This is a genomic window from Rhizobium sp. AAP43 (assembly GCF_001296045.1).
GTDB lineage: Bacteria > Pseudomonadota > Alphaproteobacteria > Rhizobiales > Rhizobiaceae > Allorhizobium.
Map to the genome: position 1 here is coordinate 1 of NZ_LJHS01000049.1, position 24681 is coordinate 24681.

Below are 24681 nucleotides of genomic sequence, written 5' to 3' on the forward strand. Positions count from 1 at the left end.
GCCATGCTGATGGCCAATACCGTCATTGCCGCCTATCGCCGCGCTGGCGAGGACGCGCCGCGGTTCTGAACGGCGGGCGTGAGCGCCGCCGGGTCAGATATCTTGCGGCGCCGGTCCGGTCGAGGCCCGGACGACCAGTTCTGCCTTCCACAATTCGCGCTCCGGCAGAGGCGGTTGCGCGCCGTTGATCATCGCGATCAACCTCTCGCCCACGCGTTTTCCCGCCGCCCGCAGTGACGAGCGTGTTGTCGTGAGCGGTATCGAAAAATTCTCCGGTTTCAGCAGTGGCAGCTCGTCGTCATGCGCGATCAAAGACATGTCGCGACCGAGCTTTAAGCCCAGTTCGTTCATCGCCCGCACGGCACCCAGCGCCAGCACCGTGCTCGCACACAGCACGGCTGTCGGCCGCTCGGGGCCAGTGAGGATCTCGCGCATGCCGCGATAGCCCTGCTCGTCGTCCATGAGACTGTGCCGCACGTGGCGCGCGTCGAGCTGGAGGCCTGTCGCGTTCAGCGCCCTTTCTGTTCCGAGCCTGCGCCGGAGGGCAAAGTCCAGCTCGCTCGGGCCGTTCAGCAGCGCGATCCGCTTATGGCCGAGCTGGGTCAGTAGCCGTGTCGCGCTGTAAAAGGCATCCTCGTTGTCGACGTCGAGATAAGGGTAGTCCTCGGGAATGCCGATCGACCGCCCGTGCACGATGAAGGGGAGGTTGAGCGACTGGGCGAGCGGAATGCGCGGATCATCCTCCCGGAGATAGGCAAGATAGTATCCGTCGACGCTGCCGCTTGCGACCAGCCAGCGGATGGCCTGTTCCTCGTCCTGCCTGTGGGTCGGCATGATGACAAAGTGGAAGTCCTGGCGAATGGCAGCCTCCGCCAGACCGCTCTGGAACTCGGCGAAATGCATGTCGGAGCTTTGCTCAGGCGCGGTCGGCATGATCAGACCGATCGAGCCCGCCTTGCCGGTTGCAAGCCGTTGTGCTGCCCGGTTGGGCCGGTAACCCGTATCCTGTGCGACCTGCAGCACCCGCCGGCGCGTATCTTCGCTGACCTCGGGATAGCCGTTGAGCGCGCGGCTGATCGTCGTCTGCGACAGACCGAGCAGCGCCGAGAGTTCTTTCAGCTTCACGCTATGCCATCCTCTTCCCGAACTTTGGTGCCGAACCTCCCTTCGGCGTGTCAAAGCGCTTTGAATATGCCGCAATCGCCACCCCGAGAACAAGCGAATTCTAGAACGATAAATGAGCATCCGCATCTTGCTGGCATTCGGCCTGCTTCTATTTCGTTCAGAGTGACGAAAGCACTTGACTCGCAATCCGCGCCGATGTGATGAATTGGGAGCCAAAGCGCTTTGAAAGACGAGCGATGAACCAGCGGACGTTTGGCGGTCCGATGTGATGGGAGGTTAATCACATGAAGAAGATATTCCTGATGACCGTGGCTGCCGCAGCGCTGTTTGCCGGCTCGGCTTCGGCACAGTTCAAGTTTCAGCCGGGAGAGGATGCAAAGTTCAACTGGGCGAGCCTGGAAGCGTTCAAGGCCGCCAACAGCTCGCTGAAGGGCGAAACCCTGACGATCTTCGGACCTTGGCGTGGTGAGGACCAGGTGCTGTTCGAAAGCATCCTGGCCTATTTCAAGGATGCGACCGGCATCGACGTCCAGTATTCGTCCTCGGAAAACTACGAGCAGCAGATCGTTATCGACACGCAGGCCGGAAGCCCGCCGAATGTCGCGATTCTGCCGCAGCCGGGCCTGATCGCCGACCTCGCCTCCAAGGGCCAGGTCACGCCGCTCGGCGACGAGACCAAGGCCTGGTTGCTCGAAAACTATTCGGCCGGCCAGTCCTGGGTCGATCTCTCGACCTACAAGGGCAAGGACGGCGCGCCCGCCCTCTATGCATTCCCTTACAAGATCGACGTAAAGTCGCTCGTCTGGTACGTGCCTGAGAACTTCGAGGACGCCGGCTATGAAGTGCCGAAGACCATGGAAGAGCTGAAGGCCCTCACCGAAAAAATCGCGGCTGACGGCGGCACACCGTGGTGCATTGGTCTCGGTTCTGGTGGTGCGACCGGCTGGCCGGCAACCGACTGGGTCGAAGACATGATGCTGCGCACGCAGCCCGCCGACGTCTATGACAAGTGGGTCACCAACGAAGTGAAGTTCAACGATCCGGCCGTGGTAGCCGCGATCGAGGAATTCGGCTTCTTCGCCCGCAACGACAAGTTCGTTGATGGCGGTTCCAAGGCTGTGGCCTCCACCGACTTCCGCGACAGCCCGAAGGGTCTCTTCGGCGCGCCGCCGAAGTGCTACCTGCACCACCAGGCCTCCTTCATTCCGTCCTTCTTCCCAGAAGGCACGGTTGTCGGTGAAGATGCTGATTTCTTCTACATGCCGCCCTATGCCTCCAAAGCTGATCTCGGCAATCCGGTGCTCGGCGCCGGCACGCTTGCCATGATCACCAAGGACAGCCCGGCTGCCCGCGCCTTCATCGAGTTCCTGAAGACCCCGATCGCGCATGAAGTCTGGATGGCCCAGTCCGGCTTCCTCACCCCGTTCAAGGGTGCCAACAAGGAAGCCTATGGCAATGCGCCGCTGAAGAAGCAGGGCGACATCCTGCTCAACGCCACCACCTTCCGCTTCGACGGCTCTGACCTGATGCCGGGCAAGATCGGTGCTGGCGCGTTCTGGACCGGCATGGTTGACTACTCCGGCGGCAAGCCTGCCGCGGATGTTGCAGCCGACATCCAGAAGGCATGGGACGGGCTGAACTAAGCCCCTTCGCCTCAAAAAACAGGTCGGGCCGATCCAGGGAGGGACGGCCCGACAGTCGACGATAAAAAGCTCCGGATGCCGCAGGGCTACCGGAGCGATCGACGGGGAGGGACACCTTTGGAACAGTTAGTCTTTGCATTGCTGACGATCATCGTCGGCGTCGCCGTGGCGATCGGATATTTCTACGGTTCGAACCTGCTGCTCGACCGGATCTTTCCGGCCCGGATCGCGGATTCGGCGAAAGCCTCCCGCAACATGCGGATCGCGGCACTCATCCGGCCCTGGCTGTTTCTCGGTCCCGCTCTCATCTCGCTGACGATCTATCTCGTCTATCCGCTGTTTTCCTCGATCGCCTATTCGTTCATGGATCGCGGCGGGCTCAATTATGTCGGCCTCGCCAACTATCGCTGGATGCTGAACGATGCCGAATTCCGGCAGTCGATCTACAACAACATGCTGTGGCTGATCGTCGTGCCGGCCGGCGCCACCTTTTTCGGCCTGATCATCGCAGCGCTCACCGACCGCATCTGGTGGGGCAATATTGCCAAATCGCTGATCTTCATGCCGATGGCGATTTCTTTCGTCGGCGCCTCGGTCATCTGGAAATTCGTCTATGACTACCGCGATGCCGGCTCCGAGCAGATCGGCATCCTGAATGCCATCGTCATGGCATTCGGTGGCGAACCGCAGATCTGGATCTCGCTGCCCTTCTGGAACAACTTCTTTCTGATGGTGATCCTGATCTGGATCCAGACCGGCTTTGCCATGGTGCTGCTGTCGGCCGCACTCCGCGGCATCCCGGAAGAAACGATCGAGGCGGCTGTCATCGATGGCGCCAACCCCTGGCAGATCTTCATCAAGATCAAGGTGCCGCAGATCTGGACCACGATCGCGGTCGTCTGGACCACCATCACCATTCTCGTCCTCAAGGTCTTCGACATCGTTCTCGCCATGACAAACGGCCAGTGGCAGAGCCAGGTTCTGGCGAACCTGATGTTCGACTGGATGTTCCGCGGCGGTGGCGATTTCGGCAAGGGTGCCGCGATTGCCGTCGTCATCATGCTCATGGTCGTGCCGATCATGATCTGGAACATCCGCAATGCCCGCCGGGAAATGGAAGGACACTGAGATGATCACGAGAAAATTCTCGCCGCTGACGATCGTCGTCAACCTCACCGTCCTTTTCCTGGTCACTCTCTGGACGCTGCCAACCGCCGGCCTTCTGATCTCGTCCCTGCGTGACAAGGATCAGATCGTGGCCTCCGGCTGGTGGACGGCGCTTGGCACATCGAGCCAGAATGCGATCTACCGCGCGCCGCCGCCAAGCGCTCAGGTTCAGGAAGGCGCGCTCTACGTCATCTCCGGCAATGTCTTTGAAGGGGTAGGCGGCACCGTTTCGGCCTTCGGCACGAATATCAACAGCCCGGCAGCCTTCGAGCCAGGCCAGGTGGCTGAGCGCAATGATGGCAGCAAGCTGATCCTTCAGGAGAATGGCGACTTCCGCATCGAGTCTCCGACCGCCTTTGAGGGTACGCGCGGCGACCGCATCTTCTTCACGGCCTCGGTGCCGCCACGCTTCACGCTGGAAAACTACCAGACGGTTCTGACCGCCGAAGGTCTTGGTCAGTCCTTCATCAACTCGCTGACGGTCGCCATTCCCTCGACCATCATTCCGATCCTCGTTGCAGCCTTTGCGGCCTATGCGCTCGCCTGGATGCAGTTCCCCGGCCGCGCCATCCTGCTCGCGGTCATTGTGGGCCTGCTCGTCGTTCCGCTGCAGATGTCGCTGATTCCGCTTCTGAAGATGTACAATGGCGTCGGCGCCTTCTTCGGAATGCCGGCCAAGGGCTATCTCGGCATCTGGCTTGCCCATATGGGCTTCGGCCTGCCGCTCGCCATCTACCTGCTCCGCAACTATATCGCCGGCCTGCCGCGCGAGATCATGGAATCGGCGCGTGTCGATGGCGCCTCCGATTTCGAGATTTTCGTGAAGATCGTGCTGCCCTTGTCCTTCCCGGCGCTCGCCTCCTTTGCCATCTTCCAGTTCCTCTGGACCTGGAACGATCTACTCGTGGCCATGGTCTTCCTGGGCACCGGCGACAAGGAGCTGGTTCTCACCGGTCGTCTGGTCAACCTGCTCGGCTCTCGCGGCGGCAACTGGGAAATCCTGACGGCATCCGCCTTTATCACCATCATCGTCCCGCTTCTCGTCTTCTTCAGCCTGCAACGCTATCTCGTCCGGGGATTGCTCGCGGGCTCGGTGAAGGGCGGCTGAGCGGGCCGGTTCACCTCAGACACGCAATAAGGAATGACTATGAGCTCAACGATGCAATCGCCGCTTTCCGCGGACAAGGATTGGTGGCGCGGTGCGGTGATCTACCAGATCTATCCGCGCTCCTACCAGGATTCCAACGGCGACGGCATCGGCGATCTCAAGGGCATTACTGCGCGCCTCCAGCATATCGCCGATCTCGGTGCCGATGCGATCTGGATCTCACCCTTCTTCACCTCGCCGATGAAGGACTTCGGCTACGACGTCTCAAACTATGTCGATGTCGATCCGATGTTCGGTTCGCTGGCCGATTTCGACGGCCTGATTGCCGAGGCGCACCGCCTGGGCGTTCGGATCATGATCGATCTCGTCATGTCGCATTCGTCCGACCAGCATCCCTGGTTCGTTGAAAGCCGTTCGAGCCGCGTCAATCCCAAGGCCGACTGGTACGTCTGGGCCGATTCGAAGCCGGACGGCACGCCGCCGAACAACTGGCTGTCGATCTTCGGTGGTTCCGCCTGGCAGTGGGACCCGACCCGCATGCAGTACTACCTGCACAACTTCCTGACCTCGCAGCCGGACATGAACCTGCACAATCCGGAAGTACAGGATGCCCTGCTTGCCGCAACCCGCTTCTGGCTCGACCGTGGCGTCGACGGCTTCCGCCTCGACACGATCAACTTCTACTTCCACGACAAGGAACTCAGGGATAATCCGCCGCTTGCACCCGAGCGTCGCAACGCGTCGACGGCACCCGCCGTCAACCCCTACAATTTCCAGGAACACATCTACGACAAGAACCGTCCTGAAAACATCGCCTTCCTCAAGCGCTTCCGTGCCCTTCTCGACGAATACCCGGCCATTGCCGCCGTCGGCGAAGTTGGCGACAGCCAGCGCGGTCTGGAAATTGTCGGTGAATACACCTCCGGCAACGACAAGATGCAGATGTGTTATGCCTTCGAATTCCTGGCGCCGGAGCCGCTGACGCCGGAAGTCGTGCGCAACACACAGAACGCCTTTGCAACGGCCGCCCCCGAAGGCTGGGCCTGCTGGGCCTTCTCCAATCACGACGTCGTCCGCCATATCAGCCGCTGGGGTGCCGCCGTCGTCGACCGCGAAGCCTATACGCGGATGATGGCAGCACTTCTTTTGACGCAGCGCGGGTCCGTCTGCATCTACCAGGGCGAAGAACTGGGGCTGACCGAAGCCGAGATCGCCTTTGAGGATCTGCAGGACCCCTACGGCATCCAGTTCTGGCCGGAATTCAAGGGCCGCGATGGCTGCCGCACGCCGATGGTCTGGGACGATCACGCCGCCCAGGCAGGCTTCTCGACAGCACCGAAGACCTGGCTTCCCATTCCCGTGGAGCATGTGCTGCGCTCGGTGAATACGCAAGTCGGCAAGCCGGACTCGGTCTTGGAGCATTATCGTCGTTTCCTGACCTTCCGTCGTCAGCATCCGGCCTTTGCCAAGGGCGATGTCGAATTCCATCAGGCAGACGAGGGGACGCTGGTCTACACCCGCGCGCTCGGCAATGAGCGGCTTCTCTGCGTCTTCAATATGTCGGCGGAGCCCGCGTCCATTGCCCTGCCCGAAGGTCAGTGGGTCGGCCTCGAAGGCCATGGTTTCGTCAGTGACATCAAGAACAATAATGTGGAGTTGCCGGCCTGGGGCGCCTATTTCGCGCGCCACGCCTGACAGGGGAGGAAGAACATGACGAGTGTGGTTCTCAAGGATATTCGCAAGGCCTATGGTCAGGTGAAGGTCATCCATGGGGTCGATCTGGAGATCAAGAAGGGGGAGTTCGTGGTCTTCGTCGGCCCCTCGGGCTGCGGCAAGTCCACGCTCCTGCGCATGATCGCCGGCCTGGAGGAGATTTCCGGCGGCGAACTGTGGATCGATGGCCAACTCGTCAACGACGTGCCGCCCTCGCGGCGCGGCATTGCCATGGTCTTCCAGTCCTATGCGCTCTATCCGCATATGACCGTCTACGACAACATGGCCTTCGGCATGCGCATTGCCGGCGAGAGCAAGGACGAGATTGACCGCCGCGTCCGTTCGGCAGCGGCGATCCTGCAGCTCGATCCCTATCTCGATCGCCTGCCAAAGGCGCTTTCCGGTGGCCAGCGTCAGCGCGTTGCCATCGGGCGCGCCATTTGCCGTGACCCCAAGGTCTTCCTGTTCGACGAGCCCTTGTCGAACCTTGACGCCGCATTGCGCGTGGCAACCCGTATCGAGATTGCCAAGCTCAACGAAACGATGCCGGACACGACGATGATCTACGTCACCCACGACCAGGTCGAAGCGATGACGCTTGCAGACCGGATCGTGGTGCTTTCTGCCGGCCGTATCGAGCAGGTCGGTCCACCGCTGGAACTCTATGAGCGTCCGGCCAACCTCTTTGTCGCCCAGTTCATCGGCTCGCCAGCCATGAACATCATGCCCGCGACGATCACCGCGACCGGTGCTGCGACAACCATCAAGCTTCGGGACGGATCAGAGGTCTCGCTCGATCTCGCGACTGCCGCCACCGAGCAGGGCAAAGCGGCAAGCTTTGGGGTCCGCCCGGAAGATCTGGCCATCGCCACCGGCCCGGATTTCCTCTTCGAGGGAACCGTCACCATCGTCGAGGCGCTGGGCGAGGTGACCATGCTCTATGTCGACGGACCCTCGGTCGAAGACGAGCCTGTCGTGGTCAAGCTTCCCGGCATTGTCGCGGTCAAGAAGGGCGAGACGCTGCGATTTGCGGCAGACCGCACCAAGCTTCACCTCTTCGATGCCGACGGCAAAACATATCGTCGCTAAGACGGCGCTATTAAGCCCCTGTTATCCCTAGGATCACAGGGGTCTCTATTCGGCACTTGCCGGCAAGGAATGGCCCCGTGGGCAATACCGACTGTTAAGTTGTGCCTGATAGCTTTTTGCCCATAAGAAATGAGAAAAAGACAAGGGTAGACAGCATGGGCACGGCAGGCGGCTCCCATTTCCTCAAGAAGGAAGAGTCCTTCATGTATGATCGGGAAAACCGGTTCCGCATGGAAGACACGATGAATGCCGGTCGGTTGGAATACACCGAAAACGGCATGACCCATATTGCAGCCCGCCGCTGCGACGTGATTCGCATCTCCCAGAGCGGCGCGGTTGTCGCCCTGCTCACGCAGGTCAATCTCCCCAAGCAGTTTTATCTCGACATCCCCGATGCGCGCATCACGAAGATCGGCGCGGTGTTGATGAAGACTTTCGCGAACAACACGGCAGAAGTCCGTTTCCTGCGCCTTCTGACCCAGAAGGAACTCGACCGGATCTTTATCTTCTCGACCCATCCAGCCCACAAGGACCGCGTGCTCGACGTGCGCAGCTGGTAGTCACCTTTCTCGAACAATGATGTAAGGGCCGGTGCGGCGATGCTGCACTGGTCCTCAATATTTCTGACTGGACTTCCGTCTCTGGAGCTTCGATCTTCGAGAAAATCATCGGAGAAGAGCCATGTCGCAGGAAAAGGTAGCCATCGTCACAGCAGGCGGAAGCGGAATGGGGGCGGCAGCCGCGCGGCGTCTGGCAGCAGATGGCTTCAAGGTCGCCATCCTGTCCTCCTCCGGCAAGGGTGAGGCGCTCGCCGCAGAACTGGGTGGCTACGGAGTCACGGGCTCAAACCGCTCGAGCGATGATCTTTCGCGCCTTGTTGACGGAACGCTCGAACGGTTCGGCCGCATTGATGTGCTGGTCAACAGCGCAGGTCACGGCCCCCGCGCCTCCATTCTCGATATCACCGACGAGCAATGGGTGACCGGTATGGACGTTTATCTGCTCAACGTCATCCGGCCGACACGTCTCGTGGTGCCGGTCATGCAGGAGCAGAAGTCGGGTACGATTATCAATATCTCCACGGCCTGGGCCTTTGAGCCAAGCGCGATGTTTCCGACATCGGCGGTCTTCCGCGCCGGCCTCGCATCCTTCACCAAGATCTTTGCCGATACGTATGCGGCGCAAAACATCCGGATGAACAATGTCCTGCCGGGCTGGATCGACAGCCTGCCGGCGACTGAGGAGCGCCGGGATTCCGTTCCGATGCAGCGCTATGGCACCAGCGAGGAGGTTGCCGCCACCATCGCATTTCTCGCATCCGATGGCGCCGGTTACATTACCGGCCAGAACATCAAGGTTGATGGCGGGCTGACACGCCACGTCTGATCTCCGCGGGCAGAAAGGCCTTCCGGCCGCCCGCTGTACTTGCTCCCCCTGGAATGGGGGGAGAACGCCGGAATATGACGAAAGTGTTCGCGCCGTAAACCTGTTGGTTACCAAACTTCTTCATTCTTGGGTCAGATACGCGGCCAGCCCGTTGGCCGTGTTGTCTCAGTATCGCCTGCATCCGCTGATAGGTGCCGGCTTCAAGAGTTTCGGTAAGCGAGTTTTTGAGTATGGCGTCCTCGACCAAAAAGGTCCCCGGCAGGAACCCATCCGCCGTTGTGAAGACGAAGTCGCGCAAGCCTGCGCGCGGCTCGAATCTCCCGACGATTCTCGGCGTCAGCTCGGCGCTGTTCTTCTGGGGGATAGCCTCTTTTGCCATGCTGAAGGGCCTCTCGCCCGATCAGATGGCGCCGTCCGCCTCCGCTGGCTATCCGCTGCCGCGACCGGAACTGGCGATCGCCCAGCCGCTGAAATCGACACCGGATCGCATCCAGATGCGCGATCATGCGGCCTTGTCCCAGATCCATCAGCGCTTTGCCGCAGCCATTGCGGAATCGGATCGCATCAGCCTGCTGATGTTGCCAGCCGCCATGCAGCTGGTTGCCGTCGACAAGTCCGACCGGCTGTTGTTTACCCGCGTGGAAAGCATCGCGACCGCAGAGGCAATGAATGTGCTGCGCGAAGTCCTGGCGAAAGCGGCGGCTGAACGGCAGCAGCAGGCGGCCGCAGTCCGACAATCGGCTGATCACGCCGAAGCAGATGTAAAGCCGCCGGTCGATCCGGTCACGACAGCATCGATCCCGACGACTGCGCCCGCCGTCGAAATGGCGTCTGTTTCGCCGACAGTACCAGCACTTGGTTATGCAGCTACGGCTCCGGCAACGACCGTCATGGCGGAAGCCCAGGCCGACAATCAGCCTTTTGCGGAACTCCTGATCGAAGATGCAGCTTCCGATCATGATGCCTTGCCGGATGATGGCCCGCTGCCGTCCATCCGTCCGCGTGTTGCGGCAATCCCCGACCCGGAGCCATCCGTTGCTGAATCGGTTGCCAAGGCCGCGCCGCAGAAGCCGGCCAAGGTTGAGACCAAGCCGGAGCGCAAGACCCTCTTCAATATGCTGGCCTATGCCAAGCCGGACAATCCGGTCACGACGGATGATGGTGCCGGCGGCATTTTCAATCGCAAGGACAAGCTGCCAGGTCCAGGAAGCCGGATCGCCGTCTACGTCATCGAGGACGGTGTCGTGCACATGCCGAATGGCGAAAAGCTGCAGGCTCATTCCGGCCGCGGGAACATGCGGGATAATCCGAAATTCGTCCATGTGAAGAATTTTGGCCCAACGCCGCCGAACGTCTACAGCCTGCGCATGCGCGAAAGCCGCTTCCACGGTGTCGAAGCCATCCGCATGACACCGGTCGGCTCCGCCAAGATGTACAATCGGGACGGTTTCCTCACGCATACCTATCTGCTGCGCCGCCGTGGAGATTCTTCCGGCTGTGTGGTCTTCGACAACTATCCCCGCTTCCTCAACGCCTTCAAGCGGGGCGACGTGAAGACCCTGATCGTGGTGCCGTCGATGCGCCACCTGCCCACCTATCTGGCGATGCTCTAAAGCTCACCGTTTAAGTCGAAGGCTTTTGCAAAACCCTCTCCGCGGCTAATGCCGGGAGAGGGTTTTCTTGTTGGAACTGCGCGAGAAACATCCATGACACGTAGCCCCGCGATCGTGGCTGACGGGTTGATGATGCAGCGAGGCTGAATCTGTCGGTTGCTGCGTCCTCGGGGAGGTAGGGTGGGGGTTGTCGGAGGCGGAGTGCAGGCGCAGTCGGACAGGGAGGATAAGGCGTTTAGATTGGCGGCAGCGTGCACAACCCCCCATCACAAAAAAAGGCCGGCTCAGAAGAGCCGGCCACGGGTGCTGTTATGCTGCGGCTGATCAGAACTCTTGCCAGTCATCCTGCTTGAGCGCTGCATTTCCTTGCGCAGCCGGAGCAGGGCGGGTGGCCTGACGGGTGGGCGTAGGGGCAGGCGCAGATCGCGGCGCAGTCGTGCTTGTCGAGGGTGTTGGTAGGGTGGCGAACTGGTCCGTATGGTGACGGCTGAGTTTGAACCGGCTGATGAGCTCGCGCAAACGAAGCGTTTCCTGCGCCAGAGAGGCACTGGCGGCATTCGATTCCTCGACCATGGCTGCATTCTGCTGGGTCACCTGGTCCATCTGGTTGACGGCAGAGTTGACTTCCGAGAGGCCGGTCGATTGCTCGCGGGCCGAGCTTGCGATCGACTGCATGTGGTCATTCACCGCGACAATGTTGTCCTGGATCGTCTTCAGAGCCACGCCTGTTTCGCTGACCAGCTTGACGCCCTTGTCGACTTCGTTTGAGGAGTTGCGGATGAGCTCCTTGATCTCCTTTGCCGCCTGCGCGGAGCGCTGGGCAAGCTCGCGGACTTCCTGCGCAACAACGGCAAAGCCCTTGCCCGCTTCGCCCGCACGCGCGGCTTCGACGCCAGCATTAAGGGCGAGAAGGTTGGTCTGGAAGGCGATCTCGTCGATGACCCCGATGATGTTGGAGATCTGGTTCGACGACTGCTCGATCCGCGCCATCGCCCCGACGGCTTCTGCCACGATCTCGCCTGAGCGCGTAGCGCTGCTATTGGCGGTCTCGCTCGAATGCCGGGCTTCCTCGGCACGCTTGGAGGCATTGCTGACATTGACGGTGATCTGATCTAGCGCAGCGGCCGTCTCTTCGAGAGCCGCGGCCTGCTGTTCAGTGCGCTTCGAGAGATCATTGGTGCTGTGGCTGATCTCCCGGCTTCCGCCATCGATGTGTTCTGTCGAACTCGATACGGCTGCCAGCGTCGAGGCAAGCTGTGAAACAGCCTCGTTGAGGTTCTTGCGCAAGGACTCGAAGTCGGGTGCGAACGGCTTGTCGAGAGTGAAGCTGAGATCACCATCTGCCATTTTCGTCAGGGCGTCGCCGATCGTGGCGACGGCATTTACACGTTCCGTGACATCATTGGCGAACTTGACCACCTTGATGACGCGCCCTTTGTCGTCAACGATGGGGTTGTAGGAAGCGTTGAGGTCGAGCTTCCTGCCACCCTTGCCAAAACGGACGATGTCACCAATGCGCGGTTTGTTGGCGCGCAGATCCGTCCAGATTTGCTCGAAGTACTTGTCACCATCCGGACCGGGCGCAAGGAACATGCGATGCGATTTCCCCTTGATCTCGGACAGGGTGTAGCCGGTCGCGGACAGAAAATTCTCATTCGCAGTCACCACGACACCGTCCGGGGTGAATTCGATCACGGTCTGTGCGCGACTGATGGCTTCCAGCTGCGCCTTGTAGTCCATGTTTTGAAGACGCTCGGAGGCATTTGCCCATTCCACGACAAACCCAGTGGTTTTCGTACCCTCCAGCAAGGGTGTCACGATCAGATCAAAAGCCCGATGGCCCACCCAGATCGTTGCCTTGTGCTGATTGTGAAGCGTACTCAGCATATTGCGTTGATGGCTCGGGTTCTTATGGAAGATGTCGATATTGCTGCCGATCAACTTGTTGAAGTCGAAACGTGGCAGCTCCTTTTTCAGATCGCTCTCCGCCTCGCGAAGGAGGTCCTTCACCGCTGAATTCATGTACCGAATGTTAAGGTCTGGGTCGGCGATCATGATATTGGCGGTGATCACCTCAAGAGAGGCAAGTTGCGGACGGGTCGTTGAAGAAAAGCCGAACATGTGCACCTGGTCCTTTGCCAGAGGTCATTGGGTAATATGCGTCGCTTGCGGCGAGTGTCGACAAGGCTGAGAAAACCGCTCTCTGACAGATAGTTTGTATACCTGCTTGTTTTTACGAGTTTTTCTCTGTGAGCAATTTACAAAATTAGCAGTATCGAAAGTGTTAAGGATGCCGATATGCACGCATGACTTGCCCTAAAGTCTTGATCCTGCACACAAAGAAAGGGCCGCGAAGATTTCGCGGCCCCTGTCTATTTTCGCTGGATTTGACGTTTGTTCAGAATAGAACGCTTGCGCCTTGATCGGCCGGTCCCGCGATCCTTCTGAAGCTGGCGAACAACTCGCGTCCCATCCCAAACTCGTTATCGTCGAGGTTGGTGGTTGCCGGCGTGCGCGCCTCAAATTCTGCGGCATCGACCAGAACCTCGAGCGTGCCAGCCACTGCATCAAGCCGAATGATGTCGCCATCCTGGATCCGGGCAATCGGGCCGCCACTGACGGCTTCGGGCGTGACGTGGATGGCAGCCGGTACCTTGCCTGATGCACCGGACATGCGCCCGTCGGTCACAAGAGCCACCTTGAAACCGCGGTCCTGGAGCACGCCAAGCGGCGGCGTCAGGCGGTGCAGTTCGGGCATGCCGTTGGCGCGCGGGCCCTGGAAACGGACAACCGCGATGAAGTCGCGCTCCAGCTTGCCGGCCTTGAAGGCATCCTGAAGGGATTGCTGGTCGTGGAAGACGATTGCAGGCGCCTCGATGACATGGCGTTCCGGTTTGACGGCGGAAATCTTGATCACTGATTTCCCGAGATTGCCGGCAAGCATCTTCAGGCCGCCATTTGATTGGAACGGCTTGTCGATCGTGGTCAGCACCTTGGGATCGGCGCTTTCTTCCGATGAAGGCTGGCGGGAAACCGTGCCGTCCTCGGCAAGCTTCGGATCGATCGTGTAGGCGGCAAGCCCCTGACCGTAGACAGTGCGGACATCGTCATGCACGTATCCGGCCTTCAAGAGCTGCTTGATCAAGAAGCCCATGCCGCCAGCGGCATGGAAATGGTTCACGTCGGCAAGCCCGTTCGGATAGACGCGGGCAAGCAGCGGCACGATGTCGGAGAGATCCGAGATATCCTGCCAAGTCAGCTGAATGCCGCCGGCGCGCGCCATGGCAATCAGGTGCAGTGTGTGATTGGTCGAACCGCCCGTGGCATGCAGGCCGACCACGCCGTTGACGATCGAGCGTTCGTCGATCATTTCGCCGGCAGGCGTGAATTCATTGCCAAGCGCTGTGATCGCAAGTGCCCGCTTCGCCGCTTCCTTGGTCAGCGCATCGCGCAGCGGCGTGCCGGGGTTGATAAAGGAGGCGCCGGGCAGGTGGAAGCCCATGATCTCCATCAGCATCTGGTTGGAGTTGGCAGTGCCATAGAAGGTGCAGGTGCCGGGGCCATGATAAGACTTCGATTCCGCTTCCAGGAGTTCGGCGCGGCCAACCTTGCCCTCCGCATAGAGTTGGCGGATGCGTGACTTCTCGTCGTTGGGAAGACCGGTGGTCATCGGACCTGCCGGGATGAAGACGGCGGGCAGATGGCCAAAGGTCAGCGCCGCAATCATTAGGCCGGGCACGATCTTGTCGCAAACGCCGAGATAGACGGAGCTGTCGAACATGTTGTGCGACAGGCCAATGGCCGCCGACATCGCAATGGCATCGCGGGAGAAGAGCGAAAGCTCCATGCCCGGCTGACCCTGGGTCACGCCATCGCACATGGCCGGCACGCCGCCGGCAACCTGTGCAACACCACCGGCCTCGGACGCTGCCTGACGAATGAGCGCCGGATAGGTCTCGAAGGGCTGGTGCGCGGAGAGCATGTCATTGTAGGCCGTGATGATGCCAAGGTTCGGCACAACGTCGCCGGCCAGCGCATCCTTGTCCTTGGGGGAACAGACGGCAAAGCCGTGCGCAAGGTTGCCGCAGGAGAGCGTCGAGCGATGGACGCCCTTCGAAATCGCCCGGCGCGTGCGGTCGAGATAGGCCTCGCGGGTTGGCTTGGATCGTTCGACGATCCGCTTGGTAATGGCTTCGATACGGCTGTCTGCACTCATCGGATTCGCTCCTGATCTGGCGCGGGCGGGTGAGCGCATCCGCGCGGGGCCTGAAGGGCCCGAAAACTCGTCATGGACGCAAAGACCCCCTGGCTTACCCCCAGTGGGCCGGGCACCGTTCAGGGTGCCCAGTAGATGTCGGGTTGTGTCCGCGCCCGTTCAAGCACGGCCCGGATCGGCATTTCGGCTTCATCGGAGCCCGAAAGCGCCTTATCCAGCACCGCCTTCTTTTCCGCACCCTCGATATGCACCACCAAAAGACCGGCATCGTGGAGAGCCGAGAAGGACAGGGTCAGGCGAGCCTCGCCTGCACCCGGTGCTTCCATCGTCATGACGCGCCGTGGCTGGCCAAGATCGAGTGCGGCGGCAAGGTTGTCACCGCCGGGAAAGAAGGATGCGGTATGCCCGTCTGTCCCCATGCCGAGGATGGCCACATCGAATGCTGCCTGCATGCCCGGCACGACGCCGGTTGCGGCCTTCGCTGCCTCTTCGATCGTCGCTTCCGGCTGGTAGAGCGGAACAAACACCGCGTTAGCGGCTGCGTTCTTGATAAGATGCGTCTTGACCAGCAGGTGGTTCGAGCGCGGATTGTCTTCCGGCACGAAACGCTCATCGACCAACGTGATCTTCACTTTGTCCCAGTCGAGGTCACGTGTCGAGAGAGCCTCGAAGAACGCCTTCGGTGTGGAACCGCCGGAGACGGCAAGCGTCGCTTCGCCGGTGGCGGCAATGGCGCCGGAAAGGGCTGCTGCGACGCGGTCGGCAAGACCTTCCGCCAGTGCTGCGCCGTTCTCGAAGCTGTTCATCTGATGTGCCATGGTGTTCCCGGCCTCAGTCGTTTTCATGCCAGGTGCGGCCGTCGCGCTCGATCAGCGCAATGGCCTGGCTCGGACCCCAGGTGCCAGACGTATAGCCCTGCGCCTTCTGCCCGGTCTCTTCCCAAGCTTTCAGGATCGGATCACACCATGTCCATGCAGCTTCCACTTCATCACGGCGCATGAACAGCGTCTGGTTCGAACGGATGACGTCCATCAGCAGGCGCTCGTAGGCGTCCGGATTGCGCACGTCGAAGGCCTGGGCAAAGCTCATGTCGAGCGATACATGGCGCAGGCGCATGCCGCCCGGGCCCGGATCCTTGATCATCAGCCACTGCTTGACGCCTTCGTCCGGCTGCAGGCGGATGACGAGCTTGTTGGCCTCGATCCGGCCAGCGTTCTCTCCGAAGATCGAATGCGGGATCGGCTTGAAGGTGATGACGATCTCGGACATGCGGGTTGCGAGCCGCTTGCCGGTGCGCAGGTAGAAGGGTACGCCAGCCCAGCGCCAGTTGTTGATTTCGGCCTTGATCGCCACGAAGGTCTCGGTGTCCGAAGCGGAGCCCAGTTCTTCCTGGTAGCCATTGACGGCGCCACCGGCAGAGGCACCGGCGCGGTACTGGCCACGCACAGTCTGCTTCTCGACATTGGCGGGCGTGATCGGCTTCAGCGAGCGCAGCACCTTGAGCTTTTCGTCGCGCACGGCTTCGGCGTCGAGCGAAGAGGGGGCTTCCATGGCGACAAGGCAGAGCAGCTGCAGGATGTGGTTCTGCACCATGTCGCGCAGCGCGCCGGCCTTGTCGTAATAGGTGACGCGGCCTTCCAGGCCGACGGATTCGGCAACTGTGATCTGCACGTGGTCGATATGGGCGGAATTCCACAGCGGCTCATAAAGCGCGTTGGCAAAGCGCAGCGCCATCAGGTTCTGCACCGTCTCCTTGCCGAGATAGTGGTCGATGCGGAAGATCTGGTCTTCCTTGAACACTTTGCCGATCGTGTCGTTGAGGATCTGCGCCGAGGCGAGGTCCCGGCCGATCGGCTTTTCAACGACGATGCGGGTCGACTTGGTGATCAGCTTGTGGTCGCGGATCTTGTCGGCAATGTCGCCGAAGATCGAGGGCGAAACCGCCAGATAGAAGGCGCGAACAATGTCCTTGCCTTGGTCGAGCAGCTTCTTCAGCGTGTCCCAACCCTGGTCCGACTTCGCATCGACCGACACATAGTGGATGCGGGCGAGGAACTTGGTCAGTTCGCTCTCTTCGAGCTCTTCCGACTTCAGGTGTTCCTTCAGCGCTGCAAGCGTGAAGTTGCGATATTCCTCATCGGTCATCGCGGTGCGCGAGGCACCGATGATCCGCGTCGGCTCCGTCAGCTGACCGGCCAGCTGTCGATGATACAGCGCCGGCAGCAGCTTGCGCTCGGCAAGGTCACCGGTGCCGCCGAAGACGACGTAGTCGAAGGGTTCCACTGGGATGATCTGGCTGCTCATACGGCATCTCTCATTCGGCAATTTGGTTGGAGGTGTTCTAATCTAATCGATTTAAAAAAGCCACCCCGAAGGGGCGGATTTTACAATCGCGTGTCGTTGATGCGTGCCGCAGATGCGAATTTGCGACAACGCGCCACACCCGCGGCAAGAGCAGCAGACCCGGTACGCGACCTCAGAACCGGTCCCGCAGCGCATACCAGGTCAATGCCAGGAACAGCAACGGTTTGCGAAGTCTCGCCCCGCCGGGGAATGCTGGGATCTTCAGGTCCTTGAAAAGGTCGAGTTCCCGCGCATTTCCCGCAATCATATCGGCATACATTTTGCCGGAATAGTTTGACAGCATCACGCCATGTCCGGAATAGCCGGCAAGCGAAGTGACGCCCGGCATGACATCGCGGGCAAAGGGCTTGCGCGGCATGGTAATACCGACGGAGCCGCCCCAGGCATGGGTCATTTCGATTTCGGCAAGTTCTGGATAAATTTCGGCGATCTGCCGGCGGATATGGCTCGAAATGTCGCGCGGGCTGTCCGCCGTATAGGCTTCCCGTCCGCCGAACAGCAGGCGCCCATCGCGGCTCTTGCGGAAGTAGCGAACGACGAACCGGCTGTCGGCCACCGCTTCCGAGCCGGGCAGGATCGACGGAAATTTGTCGAGCGGCACGGTTGCACCGATAAAGGAGCGGATCGGCATGACATGGGCGGCCGTCACTGGCTCGAGATTGCCGATATAGGCATTGGTGGCGATCAGCAGGCGATCTGCTGTTATCGTGCCCTTCGGCGTGTCGATCATCGTTTTGCCGCTTGCCTGGCAAATGGCGGAGGCTGGCGTCATCTCGCAGAGGCGTGCCCCGGCTCCCGCGGCGACGCGCGCGAGACCGACGAGCAGCTTCAGCGGGTGGATATGGCCGGTGCCGGTATCGCGCACACCGCAATGGTAGCGCCCGGAGCCGAGCCGCTCCTCAGTTTCCGCACGCTCCATGAAGGCGACATGCGGATAGCCGTAGCGCGTTGCCATAATCTCGGCCGAGCGCCGATATTCGCTTGCATATTTGGCCTTATGCGACACGTTCATCTGGCCAGGCAGGTAGTCGATGTCGATGCCATGCTGCTCGGCAAAGTCGAGCAGGTAATGTTTGGCGTTTTCCGCCATGTCGAACAGCGCCTTGGAGCGTTCAAAGCCGAATTCTGCCTCCAGCTCGTCCGGCCAGGCGCGCTGGCCGGTGCCAAGCTGACCGCCATTGCGCCCCGACGCGCCATCGCCGAAGCGGTTGCCCTCGATGAGGACGACTGAAACGCCGAGCCTTGCGAGATTGTAGGCTGCCTGCAGCCCGGTGAAGCCGCCGCCGATAATGGCGACGTCTGTTGTCACAGAACCGTCGAGGGCCGGATAGACCGGCCGCTCTCCGACACTGTCCTGATACCAGGAGATCCCCGGTGCGATCGGGCTTTGCCAGGCCATCGTGCCCTCCGTCAAACGTTGAGCAACAGGAATTCGCGTTCCCAGGGGCTGATCACCTGCATGAAGGTTTCGAACTCGCCGCGCTTGACGCCGGCATAGAGCCCAAGGAACTCGCGGCCGAACACCTCTTCGAAATCAGGCTCGTTCTCCATCAGCGCCACCGCTTCCAGAAGGCCACGCGGCAAGTCGATCGACCCTTCGTTCTCCGACCCCTCTGCCGGGGCCGTCGGCTCGATTTCCTTGACGATGCCGAGATAGCCGCAGGCAAGCGAGGCTGCGAGCGCAAGATAAGGATTGGCATCCGAACTCGGCAGACGGTTTTCCACGCGCCTTGCGGCGGCATCCGACACCGGCACGCGGAAGGCGGTGGTGCGGTTGTCATAGCCCCAGGCATTGTTGACGGGGGCCGCCATGTCGGGGGTGAGGCGACGATAGGAGTTGACGTAGGGCGCCAGCATCGCAAGCGCCTTCGGCACATATTTCTGCATGCCGCCGATGAAGTGGAAGAATTCCGGCGAGGCCGTGCCGTCGGGCTTCGAAAACACGTTCTTGCCCGTCTGGATATCGACCACCGATTGGTGGATATGCATGGCCGAGCCCGGCTGTCCCTGCATGGGCTTGGCCATGAAGGTCGCATAGATGCCGTGCTTGAGGGCAGCTTCTCGGATCGTGCGCTTGAACATGAAGACCTGGTCGGCAAGCTCGATCGGATTGCCGTGGCGCAGGTTGATTTCGAGCTGCGCCGGCCCCTCTTCATGGATCAGCGTGTCGATTTCGAGGCCCTGATTTTCAGAGAAATGGTAGATGTCGTCGATCAACTCGTCGAATTCGTTGATGCCGGCAATCGAATAGCCCTGGCCACCGACGATCGACCGGCCGGACCGACCCTTCGGCGGATGCAGCGGGTAGTCGGGATCATCGTTTACCGCCACGAGATAGAACTCGATTTCCGGCGCCACGATCGGCTTCCAGCCCTTTTCCTCATAGAGCCGAAGCACGTTTTTCAAGACGTTGCGCGGCGTATAGGAGACGTTCTGGCCATCGACATTGACGATGTCGCAGATCACCTGCGCCGTCGGGTCGGTTTCCCACGGTACAACCGAAAGCGTCGAGAGATCGGGCACGAGTTTGAGGTCGCTGTCACGCGGCTCATATCGGAAATTCTCGGTCTCATCCGGATACTCACCCGAAATCGTATGGCGATAGAGGGCCGAAGGTAGGGCGAGCGAAGTGTTGGAGGTGAACTTCGACGACGGCATCATTTTGCCGCGCGGAACGCCGGCCAGGTCCGGCGTGATGCATTCGATGTCCTCGATGCCGCGGGCTCGCAGCCAGCTTGCCGCTTCCTTCCAGTTCGAGACGCCGCGCTTCGATCCCGGATCCGGCGGAATCACCGCCTTCTTGGAGGGCGCGTTCTTGGATCTCGGCATGGATTTCTTCGCAGGCATGTCTCACCAGGTGTTGTTGATGGCTATCATCATAACCGGACTTTGGCCTTTGGCGAGGGGGACACGTTGACTTTGATGGCGAGTTTGCCGAGACAGGCGGCAGATTGTCGGGAGTTCGACCATGGCCAGCAAGTATGACGTCGCGATCATCGGTGCCGGTGCCGCCGGCATGATGGCAGCCCTGACCGCAGGGCGGCGAGGGCTTTCGGTCGTCGTGATCGATCATGCGAAGTCACCCGGCGAGAAGATCCGCATTTCCGGCGGCGGGCGCTGTAATTTCACCAATATCCATGCCGGACCGAAGAACTACCTGTCGAACAATCCGCATTTCGCCAAGTCGGCGCTCGCCCGCTATACGCCGGCGGATTTCATCGCCATGGTTGACCGTCACAAGATCGGCTGGCACGAAAAGACGCTGGGACAGCTCTTCTGCGACGACAGTGCGAAGGATATTGTCCGCATGCTGCTGGACGAGATGCGCGCCGTGAACGTCGAACTGCGCCTGTCCTGCGAGATCTCAACCGTCGAAAAGACACTGGATGGCTTCCGACTGGCGACTGGCCAGGGCGATGTTGCCGCCAAAAGCCTTGTCGTCGCCTGCGGTGGCAAGTCGATCCCGAAGATGGGCGCCACAGGCTTTGCCTATCGCATTGCCGAGCAGTTCGGGCTCTCGCTGACCGAGACGCGCCCAGCCCTCGTGCCGCTGACGCTGGAGCCCAATCTTCTCGCCGAACTCTCCGAACTTTCGGGCGTTGCCGTCGAGGCCGATGTGTCGCGCGGAAAGACGCATTTCCGCGAGGCGCTGCTGTTCACCCACCGTGGTCTGTCGGGGCCGTCGATCCTGCAGATCTCCAGTTTCTGGCACGAGGGCGACGAAATCCTTCTCTCGTTGGAGCCCGAGGTCGATTTCGTCGAGAGCTTGAAGTCGGCAAAGCGCGAGAATGGCCGTCAGCAGGTGCAGACGGTTCTCGCCCAGCACCTGCCCAAGCGGCTGGCCCAATATCTTGCCGACACGGCCAAACTGGAGAGGCCGCTTGCCGACCTTCCGGACAAGGCTTTGGTGGCGCTCGCCGAGCGTCTGCGCCGCTGGCCGATCAAGCCTGCGGGTTCGGAAGGCTATCGCACGGCGGAAGTGACACTGGGTGGCGTCGATACCGACGGGCTCGATAGCCGCAGCATGCAGGCGAAGACCGTGCCGGGCCTGTACTTCATCGGCGAGTGCGTCGATGTGACCGGCTGGCTTGGCGGCTATAATTTTCAGTGGGCCTGGGCCTCCGGACATGCGGCGGGTGAAAGCGTCTGAACGGAATATGCTTGCTTCGCACAAGCTTCAGCGGTTAGTTTCAGAACTTGTTAACATGCCGACGTCATCATCTGTCGATGCCACTGTGCCAGCAAGGAGCGCGCCGATGACCAATCAGAACCGCAAGCCCCGCGCCATCGCGATTGCCATCACGCGTGACGAGGCCGAATTGCGCAGCCGGATCCGTTACCTGTCGATCACCTGCCTGTTCGCAACCGTGGCGACCGCCATTCTCGCGGCAACCGTCCTCGTCTGAGGCACCCACCCCCCGAACACTCCATGCTCCCCTGCCGGACATTGGTTCTGAACGCACCCTCCAGTGCCTGCGGCGTGACGTGCGCCGGTCCTGTTTTGCGCACTCAGCGCAGGACAGGTGGACTGGTCTTCGCTGATGATGTCGTGAGCGATCTGCAATCTTCCCTCCTTGGTTGATCAAGCCCGCGCGCTTTAACTTGGCCTTGACGAATTTGCGGCAACCCTAGCGGATCGAGTGGATATCTCGCCAGGAGGGGTGAATGTCCGTGCGCTCGAATTTTTACGGAGCTGTGGGCTCCTGCTTTGGGGGAAGCATGTTCGATCAATTTCTGTCGCGATTTTCAATTTCGACCAAGGTCATGGCCTTTGTATTGCCATTCGTCCTCTCGATCTCTGCCGTGGGCTTCATGGGGCTTTATGCCTCCGGCCTGCTGCAGCAGCGCATGGAAATCTCCAATGGCACGATGCGCTCGCTGAACGGCTTTCGCGATGTCACAGCCCAGATGACCCGGTTCCTTGGCGAGACGTCTGAGGAAACCCGCAATGCCGTCACCGCCGGCCTGTCCGCCCAGGAAAGCATCCTGAAGGAGAACATGTCGGAGATCGGGGCGGATGGCGCAGGCCGCAATTTTCTGGAAGAATCCATCGCCGGAACGGGCGCGGTCAATCTGAAGATCGATGCGCTGTGGCAGCTGCATCAATCTGAATTGGCGTTGATCGCCACGATCCAGGAACATCTTAAAGGTCTGATGGCCCAGCAAATTCGTGTGACTGACGAGGCGCTGAAGCTCGAGCGCGCCGTGCTTGCCGGTGAAAACGATGCGAAGGCGGCGCTCCGCGAAGCGGAAAGACTGTCGGCCGGGGCGACCCAACTGGCGCAGTTCGTCAAAGGATACTTCGCCGAAGGCCTGCCGGAGGCGCAACTGCCCTATCTCGAAAAGCAGGTGGCGGAGCTCGTCAAGACCCAGCGCAAGGTCGCCAATGCCCTGCCGGCGCAGCACAAGGACATGGTCAAATCATTCCAGGCAGCGGTTGCCGACCTGAAAGCGATCATTGCAACCGGTGACACCAGCCTCGAATCCAGCGCGTCCACCGGCGCAGTCGTTGGCCGTTTCCGCAGCTTCGAAGCGACCCTGCGCGATGGCGCACGCGAAAAATATGCCCTGTCTGCCGAACGTTTCGCAGCCGTCGAGACTGCAGCCGTCCAAGCCGCCGATGTTCAGATCGGCAGCCGCACCCTCGTCTCCGACGTCTACGACCTGCGCATCATGGCAACCGCCTTCCTCAGCGCCAAGGACGAAAAGGCTCGCGAGCCGGTGCTGCGACAGATCAAGCTGATCGGTGACAATCTCGCCGTGCTCGGCGGCAGCATCGCCGACAAGGCCTTTTACGAAAGCCTTTCCAGCGCCGTGACGCCGCTTCTTGCTTCGCTGGCGGCCGATACGCAGCGCCTGATCGAGACAGGGGCCGAGCGCAGTGCAAGCTTTGCAGAGGCAAGCCGCAGCATGGACGCAGTATGGGCTTCGCTCACCGCCTTTGCCGACCTGCAGAAGGATGTGGCGGGAACCGAGCGCCAAGAGGCGAACCGCCTGTCGATCGGCACCACCATTGCTGGCGTTCTTCTCGCCGTGATCGGCGGCATTGCGCTGGTGATGACCCTCCAACGTCCGATCGCCCGGATCACAGCTACCATGCAGCGCCTCGCCGAAGGCGATCTGGAAGCCGGCATTGCGGGTGACAAGCGTGGTGACGAAATCGGCGCCATGGCGCGTGCGCTGTCCGTGTTCAAAACCAATGCCCGAGCCAAGATCGATATTGAAGCCGAGCGTCAGCGCGAACAGATGGAAGCCGAAGCCGAACGTCTGCGCAATGATGCGGACAAACAGGCTCTCGACCGCGAAATCGACCATGCCGTCAGCCAGTTGGCACAGGCACTGGAGCGCTTGGCCGTCGGCGATATCTCCTTCGAAATTGAGGAGCGTTTCCACGGGCGTCTGGAACGTCTGCGGACAGACTTCAATCTGTCGCTCTCGCGCCTGCGCCAGACGATGCACAAGATCTCCGGCAATGTCGACCAGATCCAGAACAATGGTCGACAGATGGCGCATTCGGCGCTCGATCTCGCCAGGCGCACCGAACAGCAGGCCGCCTCGCTCGAGGAGACGGCCGCTGCCGTGGATGAAATCACCGCCGCCGTGCGCTCGTCATCCGAGCGCGCCGACCAGGTCAATGGCGTGGTCCGCGAAGCGCGCAAGAATGCCGAGGAATCGGCTATCGTCGTTGGTAGCGCCATCTCTGCGATGGGCCGGATCGAGGATGCGTCGCGGCAGATCTCGAATATCATCGGTGTGATCGACGAAATCGCCTTCCAGACCAATTTGCTGGCGCTGAATGCCGGGGTGGAAGCAGCCCGTGCGGGCGAAGCTGGCAAGGGTTTCGCCGTCGTTGCCCAGGAGGTGCGTGAACTTGCTCAGCGCTCCGCCAGTGCCGCCAAGGAGATCAAGGCGCTGATCAACCGCTCGGCGGGCGAAGTGGCGAGTGGCTCCACCCATGTCCAGCAGACGGGCGAAGTCCTCTCACGGATCGGCGCGCAGATCGCCACGATCAGCCAACATGTCGAGATGATCGCCGCAACCAGCCGCGATCAGTCCGGCGCCCTTCAGGAGGTCAATGGTGCGGTCAACCGCATGGACCAGATGACCCAACAGAACGCTGCCATGGTCGAGGAAGCGACCGCCGCCACTCAGGACCTCTCGGCCCAGACGGACGAACTGCGCGACCTGCTGCAACAATTCCGTATCGAGGCGGACCGTCAGGGGCAGGGCAACCTTGGTCGTGCCGCCTGACGATTG

18 protein-coding genes are annotated in these 24681 nt (G+C 60.8%); 11 read left to right on the plus strand and 7 right to left on the minus strand.

The genetic code is table 11. The features are described 5' to 3' along the window. Window positions 1-93: 93 nt before the first annotated feature. Complete coding sequence (locus IP76_RS20185) at window positions 94-1125, minus strand: LacI family DNA-binding transcriptional regulator (protein WP_054160045.1); 1032 nt, start codon at window positions 1123-1125, stop codon at window positions 94-96. Between the two features lie 284 nt (window positions 1126-1409). On the opposite strand from IP76_RS20185, the gene IP76_RS20190 reads away from it, so the two are divergent. From IP76_RS20190 to IP76_RS20225, 8 genes are all read left to right on the plus strand, one after another. Then, the gene (locus IP76_RS20190) at window positions 1410-2768 is read left to right on the plus strand and encodes an ABC transporter substrate-binding protein (protein ID WP_054160046.1); all 1359 of its coding nucleotides are present in this window, start codon (window positions 1410-1412) and stop codon (window positions 2766-2768) included. 117 nt (window positions 2769-2885) lie between these two features. Beyond that, the gene (locus IP76_RS20195) at window positions 2886-3896 is read left to right on the plus strand and encodes a carbohydrate ABC transporter permease (protein WP_054160047.1); all 1011 of its coding nucleotides are present in this window, start codon (window positions 2886-2888) and stop codon (window positions 3894-3896) included. A 1-nt stretch (window position 3897) separates the two neighbouring features. Continuing rightward, the gene (locus IP76_RS20200; RefSeq protein WP_054160048.1) at window positions 3898-5043 is read left to right on the plus strand and encodes a carbohydrate ABC transporter permease; all 1146 of its coding nucleotides are present in this window, start codon (window positions 3898-3900) and stop codon (window positions 5041-5043) included. Between the two features lie 39 nt (window positions 5044-5082). Then, complete coding sequence (locus tag IP76_RS20205; RefSeq protein ID WP_054160049.1) at window positions 5083-6738, plus strand: alpha-glucosidase family protein; 1656 nt, start codon at window positions 5083-5085, stop codon at window positions 6736-6738. 15 nt (window positions 6739-6753) lie between these two features. Continuing rightward, window positions 6754-7845 carry an ABC transporter ATP-binding protein gene (locus IP76_RS20210; RefSeq protein ID WP_054160050.1) on the plus strand — a complete coding sequence of 364 codons (1092 nt, stop codon included), beginning with the start codon at window positions 6754-6756 and terminating at the stop codon, window positions 7843-7845. Window positions 7846-8000: 155 nt separating this feature from the next. Beyond that, window positions 8001-8405 carry a hypothetical protein gene (locus IP76_RS20215; protein ID WP_054160051.1) on the plus strand — a complete coding sequence of 135 codons (405 nt, stop codon included), beginning with the start codon at window positions 8001-8003 and terminating at the stop codon, window positions 8403-8405. A gap of 121 nt (window positions 8406-8526) precedes the next feature. Further along, window positions 8527-9231 (plus strand): SDR family oxidoreductase, encoded by a 705-nt coding sequence (locus tag IP76_RS20220; RefSeq protein ID WP_054160052.1) that lies wholly within the window; start codon window positions 8527-8529, stop codon window positions 9229-9231. A gap of 278 nt (window positions 9232-9509) precedes the next feature. After that, complete coding sequence (locus IP76_RS20225) at window positions 9510-10844, plus strand: DUF2778 domain-containing protein (protein ID WP_245281521.1); 1335 nt, start codon at window positions 9510-9512, stop codon at window positions 10842-10844. A gap of 324 nt (window positions 10845-11168) precedes the next feature. On the opposite strand, the gene IP76_RS20230 is transcribed toward IP76_RS20225, so the two are convergent. The 6 genes from IP76_RS20230 to IP76_RS20255 form a co-directional block, all read right to left on the minus strand. Continuing rightward, entirely contained in the window at window positions 11169-12965 is a 1797-nt protein-coding gene (locus tag IP76_RS20230) for a PAS domain-containing methyl-accepting chemotaxis protein (RefSeq protein WP_054160054.1), read from the minus strand. A 277-nt stretch (window positions 12966-13242) separates the two neighbouring features. Further along, window positions 13243-15060, minus strand: a complete 1818-nt coding sequence (gene edd, locus IP76_RS20235; RefSeq protein ID WP_054160055.1) for a phosphogluconate dehydratase — start codon at window positions 15058-15060, stop codon at window positions 13243-13245. Between the two features lie 119 nt (window positions 15061-15179). Further along, a complete protein-coding gene (gene pgl / locus IP76_RS20240) occupies window positions 15180-15878 on the minus strand; it encodes a 6-phosphogluconolactonase (protein ID WP_054160056.1) in 699 nt (232 codons plus the stop codon). Between the two features lie 13 nt (window positions 15879-15891). After that, window positions 15892-17364 (minus strand): glucose-6-phosphate dehydrogenase, encoded by a 1473-nt coding sequence (gene zwf, locus IP76_RS20245; protein ID WP_054160057.1) that lies wholly within the window; start codon window positions 17362-17364, stop codon window positions 15892-15894. 172 nt (window positions 17365-17536) lie between these two features. Next, a complete protein-coding gene (locus tag IP76_RS20250; RefSeq protein ID WP_054160058.1) occupies window positions 17537-18823 on the minus strand; it encodes an FAD-binding oxidoreductase in 1287 nt (428 codons plus the stop codon). 11 nt (window positions 18824-18834) lie between these two features. After that, a complete protein-coding gene (locus tag IP76_RS20255) occupies window positions 18835-20271 on the minus strand; it encodes a glutamine synthetase family protein (protein ID WP_054160059.1) in 1437 nt (478 codons plus the stop codon). Between the two features lie 121 nt (window positions 20272-20392). On the opposite strand from IP76_RS20255, the gene IP76_RS20260 reads away from it, so the two are divergent. The 3 genes from IP76_RS20260 to IP76_RS20265 all read left to right on the plus strand — a co-directional run bounded on the left by IP76_RS20260 (window position 20393) and on the right by IP76_RS20265 (window position 24675). Beyond that, window positions 20393-21574, plus strand: coding sequence for an NAD(P)/FAD-dependent oxidoreductase (locus IP76_RS20260; RefSeq protein ID WP_082352641.1), 1182 nt, complete (start codon window positions 20393-20395; stop codon window positions 21572-21574). A gap of 106 nt (window positions 21575-21680) precedes the next feature. Further along, complete coding sequence (locus tag IP76_RS23190; protein WP_156318661.1) at window positions 21681-21830, plus strand: hypothetical protein; 150 nt, start codon at window positions 21681-21683, stop codon at window positions 21828-21830. A gap of 313 nt (window positions 21831-22143) precedes the next feature. Beyond that, window positions 22144-24675, plus strand: a complete 2532-nt coding sequence (locus tag IP76_RS20265; RefSeq protein ID WP_054160061.1) for a HAMP domain-containing methyl-accepting chemotaxis protein — start codon at window positions 22144-22146, stop codon at window positions 24673-24675. Window positions 24676-24681: the final 6 nt, after the last annotated feature.

Excerpts from the sequence above, each read along its gene's own strand:
- IP76_RS20190 (WP_054160046.1), top strand. The coding sequence starts at position 1,410 with ATGAAGAAGATATTCCTGATGACCGTGGCTGCCGCAGCGCTGTTTGCC.
- IP76_RS20200 (WP_054160048.1), top strand. The coding sequence starts at position 3,898 with ATGATCACGAGAAAATTCTCGCCGCTGACGATCGTCGTCAACCTCACC.
- IP76_RS20205 (WP_054160049.1), top strand. The coding sequence starts at position 5,083 with ATGAGCTCAACGATGCAATCGCCGCTTTCCGCGGACAAGGATTGGTGG.
- IP76_RS20210 (WP_054160050.1), top strand. The coding sequence starts at position 6,754 with ATGACGAGTGTGGTTCTCAAGGATATTCGCAAGGCCTATGGTCAGGTG.
- IP76_RS20215 (WP_054160051.1), top strand. The coding sequence starts at position 8,001 with ATGGGCACGGCAGGCGGCTCCCATTTCCTCAAGAAGGAAGAGTCCTTC.
- IP76_RS20220 (WP_054160052.1), top strand. The coding sequence starts at position 8,527 with ATGTCGCAGGAAAAGGTAGCCATCGTCACAGCAGGCGGAAGCGGAATG.
- IP76_RS20230 (WP_054160054.1), bottom strand. The coding sequence starts at position 12,965 with ATGTTCGGCTTTTCTTCAACGACCCGTCCGCAACTTGCCTCTCTTGAG.
- edd (WP_054160055.1), bottom strand. The coding sequence starts at position 15,060 with ATGAGTGCAGACAGCCGTATCGAAGCCATTACCAAGCGGATCGTCGAA.
- pgl (WP_054160056.1), bottom strand. The coding sequence starts at position 15,878 with ATGGCACATCAGATGAACAGCTTCGAGAACGGCGCAGCACTGGCGGAA.
- zwf (WP_054160057.1), bottom strand. The coding sequence starts at position 17,364 with ATGAGCAGCCAGATCATCCCAGTGGAACCCTTCGACTACGTCGTCTTC.
- IP76_RS20250 (WP_054160058.1), bottom strand. The coding sequence starts at position 18,823 with ATGGCCTGGCAAAGCCCGATCGCACCGGGGATCTCCTGGTATCAGGAC.
- IP76_RS20255 (WP_054160059.1), bottom strand. The coding sequence starts at position 20,271 with ATGCCTGCGAAGAAATCCATGCCGAGATCCAAGAACGCGCCCTCCAAG.
- IP76_RS20260 (WP_082352641.1), top strand. The coding sequence starts at position 20,393 with ATGGCCAGCAAGTATGACGTCGCGATCATCGGTGCCGGTGCCGCCGGC.
- IP76_RS23190 (WP_156318661.1), top strand. The coding sequence starts at position 21,681 with ATGACCAATCAGAACCGCAAGCCCCGCGCCATCGCGATTGCCATCACG.
- IP76_RS20265 (WP_054160061.1), top strand. The coding sequence starts at position 22,144 with ATGTTCGATCAATTTCTGTCGCGATTTTCAATTTCGACCAAGGTCATG.